A 23,513-nucleotide genomic window follows, 5' to 3' on the forward strand; every position below is an offset into this window, starting at 1 on the left:
AATGGCTCCCGGAGCGACTCACTAGTGCGACTCGCCATCGCCCCGCTTGCGATTGGTGTTGGGGCGACCGCCGGTCACCGCATCGGCCCGACCTTCCTCTTTGGCCTTCTCGGCCCGTTTCTTGCGCATCTCGCGCGGATCGGCGATGAGCGGTCGATAGATCTCGATACGATCCCCGTCCTGCAGGGGATCACTCCCCTTGACCGGACGGCTGTAGATACCGAACTTGTTGACTGCCAGATCGATCTCCGGGTGCTTTTGCACGATACCGGACTGCTCGATGGCGTCCAGCACGCAGGTCTCTGGCGCAACCCTCAACTCAATCACCGTCTGCTGCTGCGGCAAGGCGTAGACCACCTCTATGGTGAGCTGCTCAGACACCGTAAACCTCCTTCGCCCGGTTGGAGAAGGCGGCGACCATGGAACTCACCAGATCGCGGAACACCTGACCGAAGGCCACCTCGATCAGCTTGGAGGTAAATTCGAAATCGAGATCGAACTCCACCTTGCAGGCATCCACATCCAGCGGAGTGAAGGTCCACCAGCCCGCCAGCTTGCGAAACGGGCCATCCACCAGCTCCATCCTGATCTGGCGGTTCATGTCCAGCTGATTGCGGGTGGTAAAAGTCTTGGCAATGCCCGCCTTGGCCACATCCACCGAGGCCATCATGTAGTCATCGCCGGCCTCGTGCACGCGACTGCCGACGCAACCGGGCAAAAATTGCGGATAGGCATCCACATCGTTAACCAACTTGAACATCTGTTCTGCACTGAACATCACCAGGGCACTGCGAGTAATACGGGGCATGGCTTTTCCTCATCCAATCGCCGCGATTTTATCATCATGTTCCGGCTTGTGGAGGTAAAACCTCGGCCAAACTGCTCATTAAGCCGCCACTCGAGCCGCTGCGCGTTTTACAGCCGCCCTCGCCTACGTATAATACGAGCCTCCTAGTCATTGCCGGAAATCGCCCGTCATGAGCAAAAAAAACAGTAAAAACAAAGCCGGGTCCAGCACCATTGCACTCAACAGAACCGCGCGCCACGAATACTTCATCGAAGAGAAGATCGAAGCGGGTCTGTCTCTGCAAGGGTGGGAAGTCAAATCCCTGCGGGCGGGCAAGGCCAACATCAGCGAAGCCTATGTCATCTTCCGCGATGGCGAGGCCTACCTGTTCGGCTCCAGCTTCCTGCCACTGCAGGCTGCCTCCAGCCACGTGGTGTGTGACCCGACCCGTACCCGCAAGCTGCTGCTGAGCCGGCGTGAACTCGACAAGCTCGAGAGCCTGATCGCCCGTCAGGGCTACACCATAGTGCCGCTCGCCCTCTACTGGAAACAGTGCTGGGTCAAGGTCGAGATCGGTCTGGTAAAAGGCAAGAAAGAGCACGACAAGCGCGAAGATACCAAGGCCCGCGAATGGGATCGGGAAAAAGCCCGCATCATGAAGAACAAAAATCGCGGCTAATCCGATTGATGCTGCAAGGTCCGGGCTCCAAGCCCGGACTTTTTCTTTTCTGGCCTGCCTCTTACCCTCTCCCGCCCTGCTTGCGCGCAATAAATCGGCAAACAGAGCGGCTCCCCGCGGGAATGGCCATCAACGCCTTGCCATGGCAGCATTTTTGCGTACAATCCCTCTTAACAACTTGGGGCTGATTCTGGATTCGACAAGATTCACGAAACCCAAGGTGCATGCCGAGGTGCGGTAGGCCTCGTTAATAAACCGCAAAAAAATAGTCGCAAACGACGAAAACTACGCACTGGCAGCTTAATAACCTGCGCAGAGCCCTTCTACCCTAGCTTGCCTGTGTCCTAGGGAATCGGAAGGTCATCCTTCACAGGATCGTGTGGAAGTCCTGCTCGGGGCGGAAGCATTAAAACCAATCGAGCTAGTCAATTCGTGGCGTGTCTCTCCGCAGCGGGTTGGCGAATGTAAAGAGTGACTAAGCATGTAGTGCCAAGGATGTAGTAATTTTGGACGGGGGTTCAAATCCCCCCAGCTCCACCAAACGTTTGGAAAGGGCCTCTTCTTCGGAAGAGGCCCTTTTTGTTGGTTATCGAGCAGTCTATTCAACCGTGCCGAGACTCCACGCACAGCCCAGCCACAAAAATGTTCACCAACAGCGCAAGCCGCTCTGGATACTAACGTTTAGACGTGCAGTACCACTCATCACGCCATTTTTCATTTTCAGCGCATCGCCATCAGCCAGGCACGGCGCTTTGTCATATTTCGGTGAACAGCCCGGCTTTGTCATCTCGTGCCGCCAGCCTCACCACACCTGTGTTTGTCCTGCCATCTCCCCCGTTTTTTCACCCGTTCCCGGTTTTTCATTTTTGATGGCGGGTTACGTCAACACGTCAACACGTACGAATTTCAGACAATCTAACGAATGACAAAAAGGATTCCAATGATGCCAATACATGACATCCTTTCAGGATCTCTATTTACTGCTTCATCTTGAATACATGCCCCCCATTTTTAAGACTCTCTTTTCTCTGTGAGCCAATTCAATTTTTTGTATTTGAATACTGCCCGATTTCGGATAATCAATGCCGAAACGGGCAAGCCTTGATTTCAACCAAATACATATACTTCAACTAGTTATATACACCACCCATGTGGTGTTATGCCCGTTTTGATTGTTTTACATCCGTTTTTCACTCGGTAAATCCTGCGTCAGATCACACATATTACGAGTCACCTCCCCCTATAATCGGCTCATTCCAACAAAGCAGAGCCAATTATGTTGTCACCTCGCGTTATCGATATTGAAAAATATATTGTTCAAGCCGGTTCAGTCACCGTCAAGGAACTCTCCGAGCGTTTTTCAGTATCGCTGGAAACAATACGTCGTGATCTGCAGGAATTGGAATCCAATGGCTCTGTAAAAAGAGTGCATGGCGGTGCCATCTCTCTGGATAATGCCGATGCCGGGCTGGCATTCAATAAACGCAAGCACGAGAGTTCCATTGAAAAGAAGCTGATCGCCTATAAGGCGCTGGCCCTGATTAACCCCGGCGATATTATCATGCTCGATGCCAGTTCAACGTGTTGGTACCTGGCTGAAGTACTACCAGATATATCCATGACGGTAATCACCAACTCATTTCGAAATGTGCTGAGCCTGGCAGTCAAGAAGAACATCAAGACCATCGCCATCGGTGGTGAATACTCTGAGAAATATGCTGCCTTCGTTGGCACCATTGCCAGTGGCAACATCAGCCAGTACCGGGTGGATACTCTTTTCTTCTCCTGCGCTGCCTACAGCAAAGGCAATGGCGTCTGGGAAAACAATGAGATAAACGCATCGACCAAGAAGGTGATGCTGGCCTCAGCCAGGCAGAAGGTATTGCTGGCTGATACCCGGAAAGAGAACCGCTCCGGAATTGTCAGGATCTGTCAATTCAACGATGTTGATGTAATTCTGACAGAAAAAGATGAAAACAATATAAGGCAATTAAGCAGATACAAAAAATAACACACTGTACCCTACTCAATATAAAATAAATGGAGTTTACATTATGGCTAATACATCCAATGCCGCTGTTTGCGAAAACAGCCGCGATGATATTGTGCCCGAAAGCACGGGAATATCCAGTCAGGTAGTTCCCAGAAGTATATTGATCCCCTTTATTCTGCTGACCAGTTGCTTTGCCCTGTGGGGGCTTGCAAATAATATGACGGATGTCCTGATTGCTCAATTCAAAAAGGTATTCACCTTGACGGATATGCAATCGGGTCTGGTTCAGACTGCCTTTTATGGTGCCTATTTTTGTTTGGCCCTGCCCGCTGCTCTCTTTATCAAGCGGTTCAGCTACAAGGCGGGGGTATTGCTCGGGCTCGGGCTCTTTTGCACCGGTGCACTGATGTTTTATCCGGCCAGCCAGATCATGACCTATGGCCCCTTCCTCGCCTCTCTGTTCGTGCTGGCCGGTGGTCTCTCTATTCTGGAGACCAGCGCCAACCCCTACATCATTGCGATGGGCCCGCAGGAAACCGCCACCCGTCGTTTGAACCTCGCGCAATCGTTTAACCCCATCGGCTCCATCACCGGCGTGCTGATCGGCAAGTTCTACATTCTCTCGCAGCTTAATCCGGCCACCGATGCCGAACGGGCACTGATGTCCTCCGACGAACTCGGCCAGATCCAGGCTGGCGAGCTGGCCGCGGTCATGGGACCTTATCTGATGGTGGCCCTGGTCATCGTCGCGGTGTGGTTGGCCATCGCCTTTACCCGCATGCCGGTGGCGCACGATACCAACAGCACGGGGCTGGACCTCAAGGGCAGCTTCGCCCGCCTGCTGGCCAGGGGCTACTTTGTGCGCGGCGTGCTGGGCCAGTTCTTCTATGTCGGCGCCCAGATTGGCTGCTGGTCCTACACCATTCGCTACGTGATGACGGAAGTGGGCGGCAACGAGGCTGATGCATCCACCTACCTGCTCGCCTCCATCGTGATCTTCTCGGCCTGCCGCTTCATCTGCACCGCCCTGATGACCTACATCTCCCCCGCCAAACTGCTCGGGTTGCTGGCCATGGGAGCGTCGTTCTGCCTGCTGTGGGTGATGTTTGCCGGCGGCATGGCTGGCGTATACGCCCTGGTCGCCGTCTCCGCCTGTATGTCCCTGATGTTCCCGACCATCTTCGGCCTCTCGGTACACGGCCTTGGCAAGGACACCCAGTTCGGCGGCAGCTGTCTCATCATGGCCATCCTCGGCGGCGCCGTGCTGACCGCCCTGATGGGCCAGATCTCGGACATGGCCGGCATTCGCATGGCATTCATCATCCCGCTTATCGGATTTATCTACCTCATTCACTTCGGTTTCAAAGGCCACAAGGCATAAGGAGCAAGACATGAACAAGTTAATCGGCGCACTCCCCACCATCGGCATCCGTCCCACCATCGATGGTCGTCGCATGGGGGTCCGTGAATCCCTGGAAGAGCAGACCATGAAGATGGCGCAAGCGACCGCTGCGTTTCTCAGCCAACACCTGCGCCATCCGAGCGGCGAGCCGGTGGAATGCGTCATCGCCGACACCACCATCGGCGGCATGACCGAGTCCGCAGCCTGCGAGGAAAAATTCAAATCCTGCAACGTCGGTCTCTCCATCACGGTCACCCCCTGCTGGTGTTTTGGCAGCGAGACTATCGACATGGATCCGCTGCGTCCCAAAGCCATCTGGGGCTTCAACGGCACCGAGCGCCCGGGCGCCGTCTACCTAGCAGCGGCCCTGGCGGCCCATAACCAGAAAGGGCTGCCCGCCTTCTCCATCTACGGCAAGGATGTGCAGGATGCAGACAGCGATGGCATTCCGGCCGACGTGCAGGAGAAGCTGCTGAGTTTCGCCCGCGCCGGTCTTGTGGTCGCCACCCTGCGCGGCAAGAGTTACCTCTCCCTCGGCGGGGTTTCCATGGGGATCGCCGGCTCCATCGTCGATCACACCTTCTTCGAGGAGTTCTTCGGCATGCGGGTGCAGGCGGTGGACATGACAGAGCTGCGCCGTCGCATGGAAAAAGGCATCTATGATCCGGCCGAGCTGGATATTGCACTGGCCTGGGCCGACAAGTACTTCAATGAAGGCGTCGACAAAAACCCTCCCGAGCGTCGCCGCAACCCGGAGCAGAAGCATGCCATGCTGCGCGAGAGCCTGCTGATGACCATCTGCATGCGCGACATGATGCAGGGCAACCCGCGCCTGGCCGAACTCGGATTCGGTGCCGAGGCCCTGGGGTACAACGCCATCGTCGGCGGCTTCCAGGGGCAGTTGCACTGGACCAATCAATACCCCAACGGTGACACCGCCGAAACCCTGCTCAACAGCTCGTTCGACTGGAACGGCCCCCGCGCCCCCATCATCATGGGCACCGAGAATGACAGCCTCAATGCCATGAGCATGCTGCTGGGTTACGGCCTGACCGGCACCGCCCAGATCTTCTGCGACGTGCGCACCTACTGGTCCCCCGATTCGGTCGAGCGGGTCACCGGCCACCGTCTGACCGGGCTCGCCGAGCACGGCATCATCCACATGATCAACTCGGGCTCCGCCGCCCTCGACGGCACCGGTCGTCAGCGCGACGCCAACGGCAAGCCGACCATCAAGCCCCACTGGGAAGTGACCGAGGACGACGTGAAGGCTTGTCTTGCCGCCACCGAATGGTGTCCGGCCATCGAGGAGTACTTCCATGGCGGTGGCTTGTCCACTCACTACCTGACCGAGGGCGGCATCCCCTTCACCATGAGCCGCATCAACATCGTCAAGGGAATAGGCCCGGTCCTGCAGATCGCCGAGGGCCACAGCGTGGCACTGCCGCAACAAGTCCACGACGTGCTGGATCAGCGCACCGACGCCACCTGGCCGACCACCTGGTTTGCCCCTCGCCTCACCGGGCAGGGAGCCTTCCGCGATGTCTACTCGGTCATGGCCAACTGGGGCGCCAACCACGGCGTGCTGACAGTCGGCCATGTGGGCAGCGAACTGCTCACTCTGGCGGCCATGCTGCGCATCCCGGTCTGCATGCACAACGTGCCGGAAGAGAAGGTGTTCCGTCCCTCCGCCTGGGGCGCCCACGGCATGGACAGCGAAGGGCAGGACTATCGCGCCTGCGCCAACTACGGCCCGCTCTACCGCTAAGTACCGGCAGGGCCGCAAGGCCCTGCTCTCTTCCCTCGTTGTAAGGAGTTGTCATGAGGCAAGATGTTGTCATCGTGCTCGATTGTGGGGCCACCAATGTCCGGGCCATTGCCGTCAACACCGCAGGTGCAGTGGTGGCCAAGGCGGCCGTGGCCAATGCAACCGAGCCTGCACGGGAACATCCGGAGTGGCACCAGTGGTCACTGGAGGCGATCCTGGCACGCTTCACCCACTGCTGCCGCGAGTTGCAACCGGCGCTGGCCGGGTGCGAGATCCGGGCCGTCACCGTCACCACCTTCGGCGTCGATGGTGCCCTGGTGGATGAGGACGGCGAGCTGCTCTACCCCATTATCAGCTGGAAGTGCCCGCGTACCGTGGCGGTGATGGAGCAGATCCGTCGTTATCTGGATCCCGAGCAGTTGCAGCGCCTCTCCGGGGTGGGGCAATTTGGCTTCAATACCCTCTACAAGCTGATCTGGCTGCGCGAGCAGCACCCCGAGCTGGTCGAGCGCGCCCACGCCTGGCTCTTCATCTCGTCGCTCATCAATCACCGTCTGACCGGCAAGATGACGACCGACCGCACCATGGCCGGCACCAGCCAGCTGCTCAGTCTGCAGCAGGAGTGTTTCAGCCGCACCATCCTGGATGCTGTCGGCCTGTCCGAGCATCTCTTCCCGTCCATGGTGGCAGCTGGCGAAGTGATCGGTTCCTTGCTGCCCGACTTCGCCGAGCGGCTCGGCCTGCCTGCCGGCATCCCGGTGGTGAGCGCCGGCCATGACACCCAGTTCGCCCTGGCAGGCTCCGGCGCGGGCCCGGATCAACCGGTCCTTTCGTCTGGCACCTGGGAGATCCTGATGGTGCGCACCCCGCAGGTAGACAGCGACGCCCTGGCCCGGGTGGCAGACTCGACCTGCGAGCTGGATGCCGACCGCGGCCAGTTCAATCCCGGCTTGCAGTGGCTCGCCTCCGGCGTGCTGGAATGGGTTCGCACTCTTGGCTGGCCCGAGGGCGGTGATTACGAGGCGATGATCGATGAGGCGCGCGCCGTGCCGGTCGGCTGTGACGGCGTGCGCATGGCACCCAATCTGCTGGCCAATGGCGTGGGGCATGGCCAGGGGGCCTTTACCGGCCTCTCCCTCTCGACCCGTCGCGGCCATCTCTATCGCGCCGCCCTGGAGGCGCTGGCCTTTCACCTCAAGGGGCAACTGACCCGGCTCGAGCAGATTGGCCACTTCCAGGCGCAGCAGTTACTGGTGGTGGGCGGCGGCTCGCGCAATGCCCTGTGGAACCAGATCAAGGCCGATGTGCTGGGCTTGCCCGTGCTCGCCATCGACGAGGCGGAGACCACTGTGCTCGGCGCCGCCCTCTATGCCATGACAGGTGCCCGGCTGCACCCCACCCTGGCGGCCGCCCATGCCGCCCTCACCAGACGCTATACCCCTTTCCAGCCTTCGGCCGATGCCGGGGCTTACCAGACTCTCTACAAGGAATTGCACTCATGAACTGTGATATTCGTACTGCCGCAGACTGGACCATCAACCCGCCTCTCCCCGACTTCGTCTATCACTGGGAAGAGGGCAAGGACCCCGTCACCCCGGAGCAGGTACACGCCTTTTTCTACAGCGCCCCCATGGAGCAGCTCAAACAGCGCATCTGCGATATCGGGCGCCGCCTGTGGCAAAAAGAGTACGTGGATGGCAACGGCGGCAACATCTCGGTGCGCGTCGGCGACAACCTGGTGCTCTGCACCCCGACCCTCATCAGCAAGGGCTTCATGCGTCCCGAGGATCTCTGCCTGGTAGACATGGACGGGCGCCAGAAGGCCGGCATCCGCCCCTCCACCAGCGAGATCAAGACTCACCTCGCCATCATGCGCCAAAGCGGTGCCCGCTCCTGCGTGCACGCCCACCCGGCCCATGCCAACGCCTTCCTGATCACCGGCTCTGTGCCCCCCTCCGGCATCATGCCAGAGCCGGATATCTTCTTCGGCGAGGTAGGGCTGGCCGCCTATGCCACACCAGGGAGCCAGGAGAACGCCCACAACGTGGGAGAGGCCTCGGTCGATCACCAGTGCATCTTCATGGAGAACCACGGCGTCATCGTCTGGGGAGATCACGTGGAGGATGCCTACTGGAAGCTCGAGAACGTCGACGCCTACTGCCGCATCCTGCTGCTGGCCACCGAGCTGGCACGCCCCATCACCCGGGTCGATGCCGCCTCGATGCGCGACTTCATCCGCATTCGCCAGGCCCTCGGCATGCCCGATGCCCGCAGCGAACGCAGCGATGCCGAGCTCTTTAACGCGACCGAGTTTGCCGGCCGCCCGCTGCACACCCGCTAAGGAGAACCCCATGCTCAAGGGAATTTCACCCCTCATCAGCCCAGACCTGCTCAAGGTGATGGCCGAGATGGGCCACGGCGACGAGCTGATCCTTGCCGATGCCCACTTCCCGGCCCACCAGCTCGGCCGGCGGGTACTGAGGGCCGACGGCATCCCGGTCGATGCCCTGCTGGCTGCCATCAGCCCGCTGTTTGAACTCGACGCCTACGCCCCGCCCCTGGTGATGATGGCGGCGGTGGCGGGAGACGAGCTGGATCCGGCCGTGGAGCAGCGCTACCTGGCTGCCCTGGCCGGGCACAACCCGGGGGTCGACGTGACGCGCATCGATCGCTTCGCCTTCTATGAGCGGGCGAAGGAGGCCTACGCCATCCTGCTCACCGGCGAGTGCGCCAAGTACGGCAACATCCTGCTTAAAAAAGGGGTCACCCCGAGTTGACCCTGATGCGGCGGGGCCAGACCCCGCCCGAGTGTCCCGATGAACGGGCAGACCCGTTCATGGATACATTCGAAATGTTCAAGGAGACAATCATGAGCTTTATGCTGGCCATGCCCAGACTGAGTTTTCACGGCGCGGGTGCCATCGGTGACATGCTGGATCGGGTGGCGCAAGAGGGTTTCAAGCGGGCGCTGCTGGTGACCGACCGGGATCTGCTGCGCCTCGGGTTGCATCAACCTGTGGTGGAGGGGCTCACCGCCCGCGGGCTCGATCACTGCCTGTTTGGCGAGGTGACGCCCAACCCGACTGTGGCGATCGTCGAGGCAGGCCATCGCGCCTTCGTGCGCAGCGACAGTGACTGCATCATCGCCCTCGGGGGCGGCAGCGCCATCGACGCAGCCAAGGGGATCAGCATCCTCACCGCCAACCCGGGCCCCGTCACCGCCTACAGCGGGGTGGGCAAGGTGGCCAAACGCGGTGCCTTTCTCGCCGCCATCAACACCACCGCCGGCACTGCCGCCGAGGTGACCAGCAATGCGGTGATCACCGACACCGACCGCCAGGTGAAGGAGGTAATCATCGATCCCGCCATCCTGGTCGATATCGCGGTGGATGACCCGACCCTGATGCTCGGCATTCCACCGGCAGTGACCGCCGCCACCGGCATGGATGCCCTGACCCACGCCATCGAAGCCTACGTGACCAAAGGGGCTCATCCGCTTACCGATCACTCGGCGCTGGCGGCCATCGAGATCATCGGCCGCTGGCTGACTCACGCGGTGGAACAGGGACAGGATCTGCAAGGGCGCGAGATGATGGCCTATGGCCAGTATCTGGCCGGCATGGCGTTCAACAGCGCGGGACTGGGTCTGGTACATGCGCTGGCGCACCAACCGGGGGCGACCCACGACCTGCCCCACGGGGTCTGCAACGCCATCCTGCTGCCCGTCATCTGCGACTACAACCGACCGGTGTGCGTGAGCCGCTTTGCCGCCATCGCCCGCGCCCTCGGCGTGGACACCACCACCATGGATGAGGAACAGGCGAGCCAGGCCGCCATCGAGGCAATCCGTACCCTCTCGGCACGGGTGGGCATCCCCGCCGGCTTCTCGGCCCTTGGCATCACCAGCACCGACATCGACCGCTGGATTGACAAGGCGATGGCCGACCCCTGTGCCCCCGGCAATCCGCGCGCCGCAGATCCCGAACAGATCCGCGCACTCTATCTGGCGGCGCTCTAGCCTTCTGTTGCAGGCGGTCCCCCCCCTGACATCATGACGGCCGCGGTATCAACCGCGGCCCTTTCATGTGGCAATATGGCACCATGGCAACCTTTTGTGCTGATACCAGCCGCCCGGGCCATCCCTTCCTCATTGCAAAAACAGTTGTAGAAAAAGAGCCAGATGGCCCACACCCCATCTTTTTTGGCGTCATTCCTTGCCAACAGGCCCGTCGTTCACAAGCCGCAATGACTTACTAACATACTGCTATTAAAGGAATTATCTTTAACGGCTCGCCCGCTGACCCAGGCTCAGAGCCAGCCTTGAAAGCGTTTTCCCCTATGGCGCAATAACCTGTCCGAAATCAAATAAAGTTGTGGATGACCTTTGGTAATGTGGGGTTATATCCAGCGATTGTTCGATCGCTTCTCCTGCTGGCTCCGCCAGATGCAGCATTTTCTGCGCCTTGACCCGAGTTTATGACGCCATGCTCACTCTCACTCTCGATGGGGCTCAGCTGACGGTTGATCCAACCCTGACCCTGCTTCAGATAGCAAAACAGCACCATATCGACATCCCCTCCCTGTGCGGCGACAACGACCGTGCCCCCAAGACCCCGTGCGATCTCTGCGTGGTCGAGATCGCCGGTGTCGGCATCCGGCGCGCCTGCGAAACCCGCCCGAGCGAGGGGATGGTGGTCACCACCCAATCGCAGGCCCTGACGGACCACCGCCAGCAGGCGCTTGGCCGCATCCTCTCGGATCACTACGCCGATTGCGAGGCCCCCTGCCAGCGGGCCTGCCCGGCCGGGGTGGATATCCAGTCCTATCTGCACCATATCGCCATGGGAGATCACGAGGCGGCCACCGCCGTCATCAAGCAGACACTGCCCATGCCGCTCTCCATCGGCCGGGTCTGTCCGGCCTTCTGCGAGGCCGAATGCCGCCGTTCCCTGGTAGATGAGCCGCTGGCCATTCGCCAACTCAAGCGCCATGCCGCCGATCTGGATCTGGCCGGGATGACCCCCTATCAGCCCCCGAAAAAGCCCGCCAAGGGCAAGCGGGTCGCCATCATCGGCAGCGGCCCGGGGGGGCTCACCTGCGGTTACTACCTGGGCTATGAGGGGTTCGACGTGGATCTCTTCGAGGCGATGCCCGAGGCCGGAGGCTGGCTGCGTTACGGCATCCCCGAGTACCGGCTGCCCAAGGCGATCCTCGATCAGGAGATCGCATTGATGTGCGAGAGCGGCATGCGGATCCACACCAGCCAGCGCCTGGGGCAGGAGCTCAGCCTCTCGGCTCTGTGCCGTGACTACGACGCCGTCTGTCTGGCAGTCGGCGCCTCCCAGGCTGTGCCCATGGAGTACCCCGGCAGCACTCTTGAAGGCTGCTATCTCGGGGTGGACTACCTCAAGGATCGGATGCTGGAGCAGCGCCTCACCACCGGCAAACGGGTTGCGGTGATCGGTGGCGGCAATACCGCCATCGACTGCGCCCGTACTTCGGTGCGCCTCGGCGCCGAGACCACCCTCATCTATCGTCGCACCCGCGCCGAGATGCCTGCCGAGGCGTACGAGATTGACGAGGCGGAGCACGAAGGGGTGCGCTTTTTGATGCTGACCAATCCGGTGGAGAACCTGGCCGATGAAGCGGGCCGCGTCTGTCAGGTGCGGCTCGAGAAGATGGCCCTCGGCGAACCGGATGCTTCCGGCCGCCGCCGCCCCGAGCCCACCGGCGAATTTATCGTCGAGGAGTTTGATACCGTCATCGCCGCCGTCTCCCAGCGGCCGGACCTGAGCTTTATGGAAGGGGAGTCGCTGACCCTGCCCCTCACCCGCTGGAATACCCTGGACGCCCACCCCGAGACCATGCACAGCGGTCACGCCAATCTGTTTGCTATCGGCGATCTGCGCCGGGGGCCGGCCACCGCCATCGAGGCGGTCGCCGACGGGCGCAAGGCGGCGCTGGCCATCGACCACTTCCTGCACGGCACCATGGTGGATCCGGTACGCCCCTTCAACGCCAGCAAGGCCCCGTCCCTCAAGCAGGTGGACCCCGCCCAGTTCGCCCACTTGAAAAAGGTCGCCCGCGCCGTCATGCCCCATCTGGCCGAGCGCAGCGGCAGCTTTGCCGAGGTGGAGCAGGGCTTTAGCGATGCCGCGGCCCGGGCCGAGGCGGCCCGCTGCCTGGAGTGCGGCTGCCAGGCCAATACCGATTGCGCCCTGCGCGACTATGCCACCGAATACAAGGTCGACCAGACCGCCCTCGATACCCATGACTGCCAGAAGTTTGCGGTGGACAACAGCAGCGAATTCATCGTGTTCGATGCCAACCGCTGCATCGGCTGTGGCCAGTGCGTGCAGGCGTGCAACGAGCAGGCGGTACAGGGCATCCTGAAATTTGCCAGACAGGCCGACGGCACCCTCTCGACCCGGCCACAGTTCGAGGCGGGACTGGCGATGGGGGACTCCCACTGCGTGCAGTGCGGCGCCTGTGTCCAGGTCTGCCCCACCGGCGCCATGGTGGATGCCCGCGACAAGTCCCAGGGGCGCACCGAGTTGCTCACCCCGGTCAACACCATCTGCACCTACTGCGGGGTGGGCTGCGGCGTCACCCTCTATGTGGATGAGGCGCGGCAGCGCATCCGCTATGTGGAGGGCAACCGCCACTCCCCGGTCAACCAGGGGCTGCTCTGCGTCAAGGGGCGCTTTGGCTTTGACTTTATCCAGAGCGAGGAGCGCCTCACCACGCCGCTGATCCGCAAGGATGGCCAGCTGGTCCCCGCCAGCTGGCAGGAGGCGATCGCCCTGGTGGCCGAGCGCTTTGGTGCCATCAAGGCAGAGCATGGCAGCGATGCGCTGGCAGGGTTCTCCTCGGCCAAGACCACCAACGAAGACAACTACCTGTTCCAGAAATTCATGCGCCGGGAGCTGGCCACCAACAACGTGGATCACTGCGCCCGCCTGTGCCACGCCTCTACCGTCACCGGGTTGGAGGCATCCTTGGGCAGCGGCGCCATGACCAACGACATCCCGAGCATCGATCACTCGGATCTCATCTTCATCATCGGCTCCGACACCTCGGCGGCCCACCCCATCATCGGCTCCCACATCAAGCGGGTGGTACGCGAGGGCAAGGCACGGCTGGTGGTAGCGGATCCGAAACGGATCGAGATGGCCGATCATGCCAGCCTCTACCTGGCCCACCGCCCCGGCACCGACGTGATGCTGCTCAACGGCATCATGCAGCAGATCATCCGGCACGACTGGCACGACAAGAGCTATATTGCCGAGCGGGTGGAAGGGTTTGAGGCGCTCAAGGCCGAGGTGCTCTCCCCCGCCTATGCCCCGGACAAGGTGGCCCTCATCACCGGCGTCCCCACCGAACAGGTGATTGAGCTGGCGCGGCTCATCGGCACCGCCGAGCGCACCGCCATCTACTACTCCATGGGGATCACCCAGCACACCACGGGTCACGACAACGTGCGGGCCATCGCCAACCTGCAACTGCTGTGCGGCAACATCGGCATCGAGGGGGGTGGCATCAACCCGCTGCGGGGCCAGTCCAACGTACAGGGGGCCTGCGACATGGGGGCCCTGCCCAACAACTTCCCCGGCTATCAGAAGGTGGCTGACCCGGACGTGCACGCCCGCTTCGTGGCTGCCTGGCAAGCCCCCTGGCTACCCGCCAAGCCCGGCCTCACCCTCACCGAGACCATAGATGCCGCCTGCGCCGGTACCATCAAGGGGCTCTATGTGATGGGAGAGAACCCGGTATTGAGCGATCCGGATCAGCATCACGTCATCGAGGGGCTAAAGCGCCTCGAATTCCTGGTGGTGCAGGATATCTTCCTCTCGGAAACCGCCCAGCTCGCCGATGTGGTGCTCCCCTCCTGCTCCTTTGCCGAGAAGAGCGGCCACTTCACCAACACGGAGCGGCGGGTGCAGCGCCTCTCCCCCGCCATCGAGGCGCCGGGGCAGGCGCGGGAAGACTGGTGGATCATCCAGCAGCTCGCCAATGCCATGGGGGGCGACTGGCACTACCAGAATGTGGCCGAGATCACCGAGGAGATCTGCCGAGTGACGCCCCAGTACGCCGGCATCCACTGGGACAAGGTGGGTCAGGCCGGATTGCAGTGGCCCTGCCATGACCAGGCTCCCGAGGGGACTCGCCTGCTCCACGGCAAGCAGTTCACCCGGGGCAAGGGGGAGATGGTGGCCACGCCGTTCCGCTATGCCGCCGAGCTGCCGGATGAAACCTATCCGATAGTGCTCACCACGGGGCGCCTGCTGGAGCAGTTCCACACCGGCACCATGACGCGCAAAACCAGGGGGCTCGACAAGCTCGCCGGCCCCAGGGTGATGATGAGCGTGGCGGATGCCGAGCGCCTCGGGATTGGCAACAGCGAGCGGGTGAAGGTCACCAGCCGCCGCGGCCATATCGAGCTGCCCGCCTTCGTCACCAAGCGGATGCAGCCCGGAGTGGTATTCATTCCGTTCCACTTTGCCGAGGCGCCGGCCAACCGGCTCACCATCAATGCCACCGATCCCCACGCCAAGATCCCCGAGTTCAAGGTCGCGGCGGTGCGCATCGACAAGCTGGCTACCCCGGCCAACGCCCGGGAGGCAGAAGCCGAGATGGCCTGATGGCCTGCGGCAACCCCGGTTCGCCCCCTATGTACGGCCCCATAGCAACAGAGCCACCCGACGGGTGGCTCTGTTCTTTTCAGCGCGGCTTATTTTTTCTTATGTCTCTGCACCTTAAGTCCCTGTCCCTTCAGTCTCTCTTCCTTCAGCCTCTTCTCAAGGCGCTTTGACGAGGATCCGGGAGAGCGTGCCAATGCCGCACGACCAAAGGATCATTGCAGTATCTGTGAGGAGACCCTGTTTCTGTCCTTGCAAGTCGCCCCGGTACAATCCCAGGAACGGAAGGGCGACAAGGTGGCCTGGCTATCCTGAGCCTGACTCGCATCGAGATTGAGCGTCAAGCCACTGAAGCGATTGACCAGGCGATAGTTGCCATCGCGACGCTCACTGCCATCGTCACGGCTAATCACAGTCGGCACCTTGATCCACTGCGCGCTCAAGCACTCATCGGCGGTGGCATTCTGACAAGGATTATCAAGCAACCCGACTTCGGCCCCCCACTTTCTCAAATCGTTGACCACCCCGCTGCCGATCACCCCCAAATATCGTTTTTGCGCCGCATTCCCGGTTGGATAGGCTACTACAGAATAATAACCATCCTGCCTATCCTGTAATCCCCAGGACATATCACCCTGGCCCGGTTCTTTTTCCACCGCCAGGTTGAACTTGTCATCTGCGGTCAATACCTCGCCGTCACGGTTTTTAAGCAGAGTATTTTCCAGTATGGGCGAGATCTCTTCTTGTGAGCGCTGGAGGGTCACATCGATATATTCACCACCATATTTCTGGCACTCAACATAGCAATAGGTCCGGAAGGTTTTTCCCACGATGAAATTGGACCTTGTCTGAACCTGCGGATCCATCATGAAGCGATACCAGGAGCGGGTGACATAGTTATCCAAAGTCAGCAACTTCTCCCACTTCTGGCTCGACAGGCTATCGGTCACGTAAAGCGCCAACGGCGCTTTGCCCTCATTTTTCGGCCCTGACGATGGCTCGGGGGTTGCCACATATTTTTTCAGATAACTATTCCACGCCACATTGATCACTCTTAATGGCGAATTGACCAGTTTGCCCTGCCCGGCCAGCTCGGATGCGGTGCCGCTCATGGTGGCAGGGTCATATTCCGGAGTGAAATACCCCTTGGGGGACAACTCCACTGACACTATATTGCTGGCGGCACCGGCATTACCCAGGGAATAGTCATCCGCAGAGAATGCTTCCCACTTTCCGTCATGATATTTTCGCCACGACTCTGGCGACATTTTCCCCGAGATCGGGGCCCTCATGACATGCTCCTGCATGAAGGAGCTGAACCCGGACCAGCCGGACAGATTCATGACCCGACTGGTATAGAAGAGATAAAAATAACCGGAGGCATAATCCACGAACAGACGAGGGTCACCACCACCGTAATTGTAAGTTTGCCCCAGCGCTTCGTCTCGCGAATCCGCCATGCCATATTGGGAGGTCTGGATGACATCGGTGACGGCCCAATTCAATCCTTTATCCGTGGATTTGACCAACTCGATGGCATCATACCTGGGAGTCAGACCAAAAATTTCGTCATGCAGCAAGCCATACCAGTCCCCGCTATCCGGATCGACCCAGACATCCATCAAACCGCAGTAATTGATATAGTCATAGCCACTGCCACGAGGTTTTATACGCTTCATCAAGGGAGTATTGGTACATAACGGAACCGTGTTCTGTACCGTTGCCTGGTCGTAGATCTGTTTTATCTTTTCATAATCCCCCAGCTTGTCTTTTATATTGTCGCTTGCCCCCTGGTAGTTTTTGGCGCTGAAAAACCGCCAGGCATGATCGGCATTATTGGGATTGTATTTGTTATATTGCGAGAGGGTATCGTGATACAGGTATTTCCCGGTTTCATCAATAAATGAGAAACCCGGTGAATCATTGACCAGAAACACCTGCTCGGGAGACGTATGTTCAGCTGTCACCGCAGCCCAGACATATTGAAAGGAGAAACAACCGAGACCTATTATTCCACTTATCATAAATCGCGTGTGTTTTTTCATGGCAAACCTCATGTGACAATATAAATCGATGCTGCCGTAAAAATACCGGCAACATCGTCAATGATTTACATGCAGGTCACTCTGTTTTTATATTTATCCAGATTGACGCGGTTCGTCTCGGCGGCCTCTGCGGCATTGACCGAGCGCCATAGCAGTGGTTTTTGATCCAGCCAGAGTATCTGTTTGACACATTCACAAACCAGGCTGTTCAGGATCGTAAAACCAATAATGGAAGAGATTGAACCGGTGGCAAAATCATGATGGGGAACGGGCACGATGGCATCTCCCGGCACACCGCCCATATCCAGCAGGTAATCGCACACGTCCGCCAGTTTTTTACCACTCTGATGCCGGGAGCTGACCGAACGGGTAAAGGCAAGAGACGTCAGCCCGATCACGGTCAAGCCTCGCTTCTTCCCTTCCATGGCAAACTCGACGGGCACAGGGTTGCGGCCCGAAGTCGATACCACGATCAGAATGTCCCCCGCCCGCAACTCTTTTTCGGCATCCAGCACGACGGCGGCCAAGCCATGCTGCCGTTCGGCAAAGGTGCTCATGGGGGCATAAGGGGCTAATGCCAATACCGGTGGCAAAATCGCATTCACCTGCACGAGACCACCCGCACGGTAATACATCTCATGGGCAAACATCTGTGAATGGCCACAGCCGGTGACATGGATCATGCCATCCTGGATGATGGTCTGCGCCATCGCCTTGGCACACGTCTCTATTATTGCCTGCTGCTCCTTCACGACATCCATATGCTGCAGCAATCCGGCCACATATTTTTTGTACATAGTATTCCCTCCCTCACAGGCAGCTGACCCGTCCTTTCATGGACAAAATATGTTCTTTGTTTATCTCATCGCCCCTGTCGAGATTGGAACTCACCCACACGAGAGGGGTCAGGCCGGATTCGGCCAGATTGCATACTGTCTGCGTCACCAGCGCCTGGATGACGGTGAAACCGATCACGGACGAGACAGGGCAACATTTTTCAGACAAGCCCTCCAGCTCGATAACGGCATCCCCGTAAGGAATATGCAGATCGATCGTCACATCGGCGATATCGCTCAGGAAGAGACCGGAAGAGTGTTTCGGTGTTGTCTGCCTGCTAAATGCCAGTGACTGCAATGCAATCACCGGCAAGCCCCGTTTTTTGGCGGCCAATGCTATATCCACCACGGGGATGGTGCGGCCCGCTATCGACGCCAATATGATGCAGTCATTCGTCGAGACGCATTGATCCGCAAAAATAGTGGAACCGATCCCCTCCACCTCATATATGTGATCGGAATAAGCCTGGGTACGCGGCGCCGTCGCAAAAATATGGGGTAATAGCGGGTTGATGGGCACCAGACCGCCAGCCCGATAAAAAGTCTCCATGGCATAGATATGGCAATGACCGCCAGATACATGGATCACACCATCCTGTGCAACGGTGCGGGTCATCAGGTTTGCTCCATGCAATATATTGTTTTCTTCACTCTTCATCACTTGCTCGATGATGATTTTGCATTCCTCTAGATAGCTAATCATTATTCTCTTTCCCTCACTGGCTCAAAGTATTCCGGCGTAATGAAAAATGATCGAACCGGCGATCATGCCAAGCATGATTTTCACAGGCGACAAGCCACGCATAATCAACTGGTAACAGCAGGCGACGACAACGAGCGGCAAGATATTGGGCATTATCTTGTCTAACAGTCCTTCCTGAAGACTCAACGCCGTCTCGCCCAGCGGGATCTTGACGTCCAGTTGAACCCGGACGAATGAGGCCGTCAGCGCCCCCACCACCATCAGGCCAAGAATGGTGGCACCGCGACTAAAGGCTTCACTCTGTTGTTTCAAGGTGCTCAATGCATTGAGCCCCAACTTATAGCCATAATTGAAAAGAGGCACCCATATCGAGAATCTCACCATATTGAACAGCACCAGAAAAATAAGCGGTGCTATATAGACTTTATCCAGGGCCAATGATGCTGCGATGGAGGCCGTAATAGGCAACATGGTCAACTGGCACATGGCATCACCAATACCGCCCAATGGCCCCATGGCGGCCACTTTGAAGGTTCGAATGGTTTCTATGGGTTGCTTGCCTTTTTCCATGGCCAGAATAACCCCTTGCATAAAACTAACCAGCCAGGGGGAAGTATTGAAAAATTCATTGTGCAACCGGAGTGATAATGACAGATCATGTTTGTTTTTATGGATCCGCTGCAATGCCGGCAACATGGCATAAAGAAATCCGGATGATTGCATGCGTTGATAATTGAATGAAGCCTGCACCCACAGCATCCGCAGCCAGGATTGCCGCATCAATTTTTTATCCAGAACGATTTCATTGCCCTGTTCGAGATATTCATCATCGTTTTTGATTTCATTGGCTTGCTGTGACATGTCAAATTCCCTCATCCATCTGTTTATCCTCAGGTCGGGTCATGCTTTGTTTGCGTTCGGCCTGGTTGAAATAATCGATAATGGCAACCGACAAACCGAGCAGCGCAATGGCAATCACCGGCAGTTCCAGGAAGGTGACGCAAATAAAACCGATGATGAAAAATGGAATATATCTCTTTTCTTTCAACATCATTTTCAACAGCATGGCAAAACCGAGCGCAGGCATCATGGCACCGGCAATGCTTAATCCTTCGATAATACCCTTGGGAACCTGCTCGACGATCGTTTTGGCAACAACGTCCCCATAATAGGTTGGAATGAATGCGCAGATGAAGAAGGTAAAGAAATAGGCCGCCATTCCCAGATAATTTATTCGCTCGATCCCTTTTATATCGCACTCTGCGGCCATTTTATCGACCCTGGCCATCAAGGTCGCAAAGGTTGTGAATTGAATGACGGTCAACTGCTGCATCAAGATGGCAAAGGGGATCACCACCCCGACGACCGCACTGGAAGACAATCCTGACTGGACACCAAACACGACCCCGACCGCCGAGCCGATGGTGACATTGGGCGGCTGGGCGCCGGCCAGCGGCACCAGCCCAAGCCAGGCCAATTCCAGCGTGGCGCCGATCTCGAGACCGGTTTTGAGATCGCCCATCAAGAGGCCGACCACGGACCCTGTGACAATGGGCCGCCCAATCATCAGTCCGGAACCATAGTAATCAAGGCCCGCCAAACCGCACCAGATGGCGATGGCCAATACAGTTATCATATCCATATCTACACCTTCACATATTGTCCAATATCGATTGGAGTGTCTGATGGATTACGCTGAATCGTGCAGGGGATCCCTAATTCAAGCAGCTCCCGAAATGCATGTTTGTCATCATCATCCAACGACACAGTGGCATGAACCTGCTCCTTTCCCTCCTTGTAGTGCATATTTCCTATATTGATTTTGGTAATGGGTACACCCCCCTTCACCAGCGTCAATGCATCCTGAGGGGTACGCACCAGAATAAATATCTTCTGGTGGCCGGCGGCCTTATGAATAACGTCAATGGTTTTTTGCAAAGTAAAGAAACGGGTATCAAATTCACCTGCCGACATATTTGCCAGTGCTTGCTGTGCCGGATCATTGGCCACCGCATCATTGGCAAACAGAATTAAATTGCAGCCCGAGTGTGGCCCATGGCCCACGGTCACCTGGCCGTGCAATCCTCGTTCATCAATTCGGGTGTAGACAATATTTGGCATAGTGGCATTTCCTCCCTTCACGTAATTGAGATGAGTTGTTTTTATAATTTGCCGTCGCTCATGCACATGCATATCTTCGCGGCGACAACCTCTTCCATGGCAGCCATCGCTGGCACCAGATACTGGCGTGGATCACTGGCATCGGGGTGACTGCCGAGAAAGGCCTTCATGGCATCGGCAAAGGCGATCTTGAGTTCGGTCGCGACATTGACCTTGCAGATCCCAAGTCCGATGCAGCGCCTCACATCGGCCTCCGGCACGCCGGAGGCGCCGTGCAGCACCAAAGGGATATCCACCTGCTGGCGAATGGCGGCGAGGCGGGCGAAATCAAGACGAGGCTCCTCCTTGTAGAGACCATGGGCAGTCCCGATGGCGACGGCCAGCGAGTCGATGCCGGTACGCAGGACAAATTCGGCCGCCTTCAGCGGGTCGGTCAGGTGGGCGTGGCCGGCATCGACCACGAGGTCATCCTCCTGGCCGCCAAGCTGGCCCAGTTCGGCCTCGACACTGGCCCCCATCCGGTGACAGAAGGTCACCACGCTGCGCACTTTGGCGATGTTCTCCTCGAACGGGCAGTGAGAGGCATCGATCATCGCCGAGTGAATGCCCGCCTCGACCTTGCGGCGAATGTCCTGCTCGTCCTCATGGTGATCCAGGTGCAATACCAGCGGAATGCGGTACTGCTGCGCCGCGGCCTGGCAGATGGAGACGAGGTACTCCACGCCGGCGTGACGACAGGTGCCCGGCGTACCCGCCAGGATGACAGGGGAGCCCATGCGCGCCGCCGTGCGGGCCACGACCTGCACGGTTTCCAGGTTATGGATATTGAAGGCGGGAACGGCATAACCCCGGCGCTGGGCATCCTTGAGCATTTCATGGGAAGAGATCAGATACATGGTGACTCCTGTGCGCCATGGCTGACGCGAGACTCAGAGAAGAGGGGGCTGAAACAGGCTGGATCTATCTCCCTGCCCGCCACCCAGATGTGTTGTTGAGCGAGCTCATTGCCAAGGGCGAGCAGGTTGGCCTGCTTGCCGACCGAGAGGGAACCGAGGCGATCCGCAATCCCCAGCATGCGGGCCGGCGCTAGCGAGGCCATGTGGATGGCATCGGCAAGCGGTACGTCCGCAAGCTGTACCATGTTGCGTACCGCACCAAGCAGGGTCAGGGTGCTGCCGGCCAGGCCGCCGGCTTCAGTACGTACCACTCCCCCTTTCATCTCCACCCTGTGGTTGCCCAGCAGGTAGTGACCATCCGGCATGCCGGCGGCGCGCATGGCATCCGTGATGAGCAGCAGGCGCTCGCCGGCGCAGCAGTGACAGAGCCTGAGCACGCCGGAATGCAGATGGTGGCCGTCAGCGATGAGCTCCAGCCAGGCATGGGGATGGATCAGGCCTGCGCCAACCATGCCGGGTTCCCTGTGGTGCAGGCCGCGCATGCCGTTGAAGCAGTGCACCAACCCGGTGGCGCCGGCCGAGAGCGCAGTCATGGTGGTGTCATGGTCGGCGGCCGAGTGACCCAGCATGACCCGCACATCGTTGGCAACAAGGTGGCGGATGGCCTCCAGCGCCCGGGGTTTCTCCGGCGCCAGGGCGACCACCCGCAGGGTGCCGCGAGCAAGCTGTTGCAGCCTCTCCAGCTCCGGGATATCCAGCTCGCGGAACAGGGCCTGATCGTGGGCCCCCTTGTGCTCGGGGGTGAAGTAGGGCCCTTCCAGATAGCTGCCAAGCAGCTGTGCCCCCGGCATCCCGCTGGCCACGCCGTCGGCGATCCTAGTCAGGGTCTGCTCGATCTGCTGCAATGGAGCGGTCACAGTGGTGGCCAGAAAGGCGCCGACCCCTTCGGCCGCCTTGGCAAGGGAGAGATGGGCCAGGGCGCCGGCCTCCTCATCCATCACGTCCACCCCGGCGCCGCCGTGAACATGGCCATCGATAAGGGCGGGCACCAACAGCTCGACATCCCATTCCGGCTCGCCTCCCGTGAAGGGGTCGATGGCGGTGATGCACCCCGCCTCGAAAGTCAGTTGCTGATGTGCCAGCCACCCCTGCTCGGTCAGCAGGTAACGGGCACGGATCCGTGAAGCCATTTAAATCCCCCCCTCCACTAAACCAGCCTGTGCTTGCCGCTCCTTGTTCATCTCGTCGGCCAGGGAGGTGAGTCCCCGATGACCGCAGGCAAGGGCCTCGATGCGAAACTCGCTGGCACTCAGGTCATCGCGCTCCAGCAGCATCTCCAGCAGCAACTGCAGGTTGGTGCCGGTGATCACCTCTCGCCCGGGCACCCTCATGGCCAGCAAGGAGGCCACCCGAAAGGGGGTTCCCCCCAGCAAGTCGGTGAGAAACACGACCCCGTCCCCCTGATCCACCGTCGGGATGGCTTGGGCAAATTGCCGCTCCAGCCGGGCGGTGGTGGAGGATTCGGGAAAATCGATAGCCACCACGCAGGGTTGTTCCCCCAGGATCTGCTCCATCGCCTCTGCCAAACCGCTGGCGAACCCGCCGTGACCGCTGATGATGATGCCCAACATGGGACTCACTCCT

Annotated in this window: 20 protein-coding genes and 1 other RNA gene; 10 read left to right on the forward strand and 11 right to left on the reverse strand. The window is 59.1% G+C overall.

From position 1 onward, the window contains the following. Positions 1 to 21 precede the first annotated feature (21 nt). On the reverse strand, positions 22 to 381 hold the full coding sequence (locus ACB034_RS03605; protein ID WP_026455811.1) for an RnfH family protein: 360 nt from the start codon (positions 379 to 381) through the stop codon (positions 22 to 24). Next, positions 374 to 808: an SRPBCC family protein gene (locus ACB034_RS03610; protein WP_026455810.1), complete on the reverse strand. Its 435-nt coding sequence runs from the start codon at positions 806 to 808 to the stop codon at positions 374 to 376. The genes ACB034_RS03605 and ACB034_RS03610 overlap by 8 nt, the downstream gene beginning before the upstream one ends. 169 nt (positions 809 to 977) lie before the next feature. On the opposite strand from ACB034_RS03610, the gene smpB reads away from it, so the two are divergent. The 10 genes from smpB (at position 978) to fdhF (ending at position 15,271) form a co-directional block, all read left to right on the forward strand. After that, positions 978 to 1,466, forward strand: coding sequence for an SsrA-binding protein SmpB (gene smpB / locus ACB034_RS03615; RefSeq protein WP_026455809.1), 489 nt, complete (start codon positions 978 to 980; stop codon positions 1,464 to 1,466). Between the two features lie 180 nt (positions 1,467 to 1,646). Continuing rightward, positions 1,647 to 2,006: a transfer-messenger RNA gene (gene ssrA / locus ACB034_RS03620) on the forward strand. A 736-nt stretch (positions 2,007 to 2,742) separates the two neighbouring features. Continuing rightward, positions 2,743 to 3,477, forward strand: a complete 735-nt coding sequence (locus ACB034_RS03625; protein ID WP_371172106.1) for a DeoR/GlpR family DNA-binding transcription regulator — start codon at positions 2,743 to 2,745, stop codon at positions 3,475 to 3,477. 94 nt (positions 3,478 to 3,571) lie between these two features. Next, complete coding sequence (fucP, locus tag ACB034_RS03630) at positions 3,572 to 4,840, forward strand: L-fucose:H+ symporter permease (RefSeq protein WP_371172359.1); 1,269 nt, start codon at positions 3,572 to 3,574, stop codon at positions 4,838 to 4,840. A 10-nt stretch (positions 4,841 to 4,850) separates the two neighbouring features. Then, positions 4,851 to 6,629 carry an L-fucose isomerase gene (locus ACB034_RS03635; protein ID WP_371172107.1) on the forward strand — a complete coding sequence of 593 codons (1,779 nt, stop codon included), beginning with the start codon at positions 4,851 to 4,853 and terminating at the stop codon, positions 6,627 to 6,629. A gap of 53 nt (positions 6,630 to 6,682) precedes the next feature. Beyond that, positions 6,683 to 8,131 (forward strand): L-fuculokinase, encoded by a 1,449-nt coding sequence (gene fucK / locus ACB034_RS03640; protein ID WP_371172108.1) that lies wholly within the window; start codon positions 6,683 to 6,685, stop codon positions 8,129 to 8,131. Next, a complete protein-coding gene (locus ACB034_RS03645) occupies positions 8,128 to 8,970 on the forward strand; it encodes a class II aldolase/adducin family protein (RefSeq protein ID WP_371172109.1) in 843 nt (280 codons plus the stop codon). Before fucK ends, ACB034_RS03645 begins: the two co-directional genes overlap by 4 nt. Positions 8,971 to 8,980: 10 nt before the next feature. Continuing rightward, positions 8,981 to 9,406: an L-fucose mutarotase gene (gene fucU / locus ACB034_RS03650; RefSeq protein WP_371172110.1), complete on the forward strand. Its 426-nt coding sequence runs from the start codon at positions 8,981 to 8,983 to the stop codon at positions 9,404 to 9,406. A gap of 92 nt (positions 9,407 to 9,498) precedes the next feature. Beyond that, entirely contained in the window at positions 9,499 to 10,647 is a 1,149-nt protein-coding gene (locus ACB034_RS03655; protein WP_371172111.1) for an iron-containing alcohol dehydrogenase, read from the forward strand. A 466-nt stretch (positions 10,648 to 11,113) separates the two neighbouring features. Next, a complete protein-coding gene (gene fdhF, locus ACB034_RS03660; protein WP_371172112.1) occupies positions 11,114 to 15,271 on the forward strand; it encodes a formate dehydrogenase subunit alpha in 4,158 nt (1,385 codons plus the stop codon). Positions 15,272 to 15,483: 212 nt separating this feature from the next. Here the strand turns inward: fdhF and ACB034_RS03665 are convergent, their stop codons facing one another. The 9 genes from ACB034_RS03665 to agaF form a co-directional block, all read right to left on the reverse strand. Next, a complete protein-coding gene (locus tag ACB034_RS03665) occupies positions 15,484 to 17,313 on the reverse strand; it encodes an RICIN domain-containing protein (protein WP_371172113.1) in 1,830 nt (609 codons plus the stop codon). Positions 17,314 to 17,378: 65 nt separating this feature from the next. Further along, entirely contained in the window at positions 17,379 to 18,110 is a 732-nt protein-coding gene (locus ACB034_RS03670) for a sugar isomerase domain-containing protein (RefSeq protein WP_371172114.1), read from the reverse strand. 13 nt (positions 18,111 to 18,123) lie between these two features. After that, a complete protein-coding gene (locus ACB034_RS03675; RefSeq protein WP_026456119.1) occupies positions 18,124 to 18,852 on the reverse strand; it encodes a sugar isomerase domain-containing protein in 729 nt (242 codons plus the stop codon). Positions 18,853 to 18,873: 21 nt separating this feature from the next. Then, positions 18,874 to 19,713 carry a PTS system mannose/fructose/sorbose family transporter subunit IID gene (locus ACB034_RS03680; protein WP_224210022.1) on the reverse strand — a complete coding sequence of 280 codons (840 nt, stop codon included), beginning with the start codon at positions 19,711 to 19,713 and terminating at the stop codon, positions 18,874 to 18,876. A 1-nt stretch (position 19,714) separates the two neighbouring features. Further along, a complete protein-coding gene (gene agaW / locus ACB034_RS03685) occupies positions 19,715 to 20,494 on the reverse strand; it encodes a PTS N-acetylgalactosamine transporter subunit IIC (RefSeq protein WP_371172115.1) in 780 nt (259 codons plus the stop codon). A gap of 2 nt (positions 20,495 to 20,496) precedes the next feature. Next, complete coding sequence (agaV, locus tag ACB034_RS03690) at positions 20,497 to 20,973, reverse strand: PTS N-acetylgalactosamine transporter subunit IIB (RefSeq protein WP_026456121.1); 477 nt, start codon at positions 20,971 to 20,973, stop codon at positions 20,497 to 20,499. 41 nt (positions 20,974 to 21,014) lie between these two features. Further along, a complete protein-coding gene (locus ACB034_RS03695) occupies positions 21,015 to 21,869 on the reverse strand; it encodes a tagatose bisphosphate family class II aldolase (protein ID WP_224210025.1) in 855 nt (284 codons plus the stop codon). Continuing rightward, complete coding sequence (gene nagA, locus ACB034_RS03700; protein WP_371172116.1) at positions 21,860 to 23,059, reverse strand: N-acetylglucosamine-6-phosphate deacetylase; 1,200 nt, start codon at positions 23,057 to 23,059, stop codon at positions 21,860 to 21,862. Before nagA ends, ACB034_RS03695 begins: the two co-directional genes overlap by 10 nt. Then, positions 23,060 to 23,500, reverse strand: coding sequence for a PTS galactosamine/N-acetylgalactosamine transporter subunit IIA (agaF, locus tag ACB034_RS03705; RefSeq protein WP_268855783.1), 441 nt, complete (start codon positions 23,498 to 23,500; stop codon positions 23,060 to 23,062). Positions 23,501 to 23,513 lie beyond the last annotated feature (13 nt).

It is taken from the genome of Aeromonas sp. S18(2024), assembly GCF_041402525.1.
Classification (GTDB): Bacteria; Pseudomonadota; Gammaproteobacteria; order Enterobacterales; family Aeromonadaceae; genus Aeromonas; species Aeromonas enteropelogenes.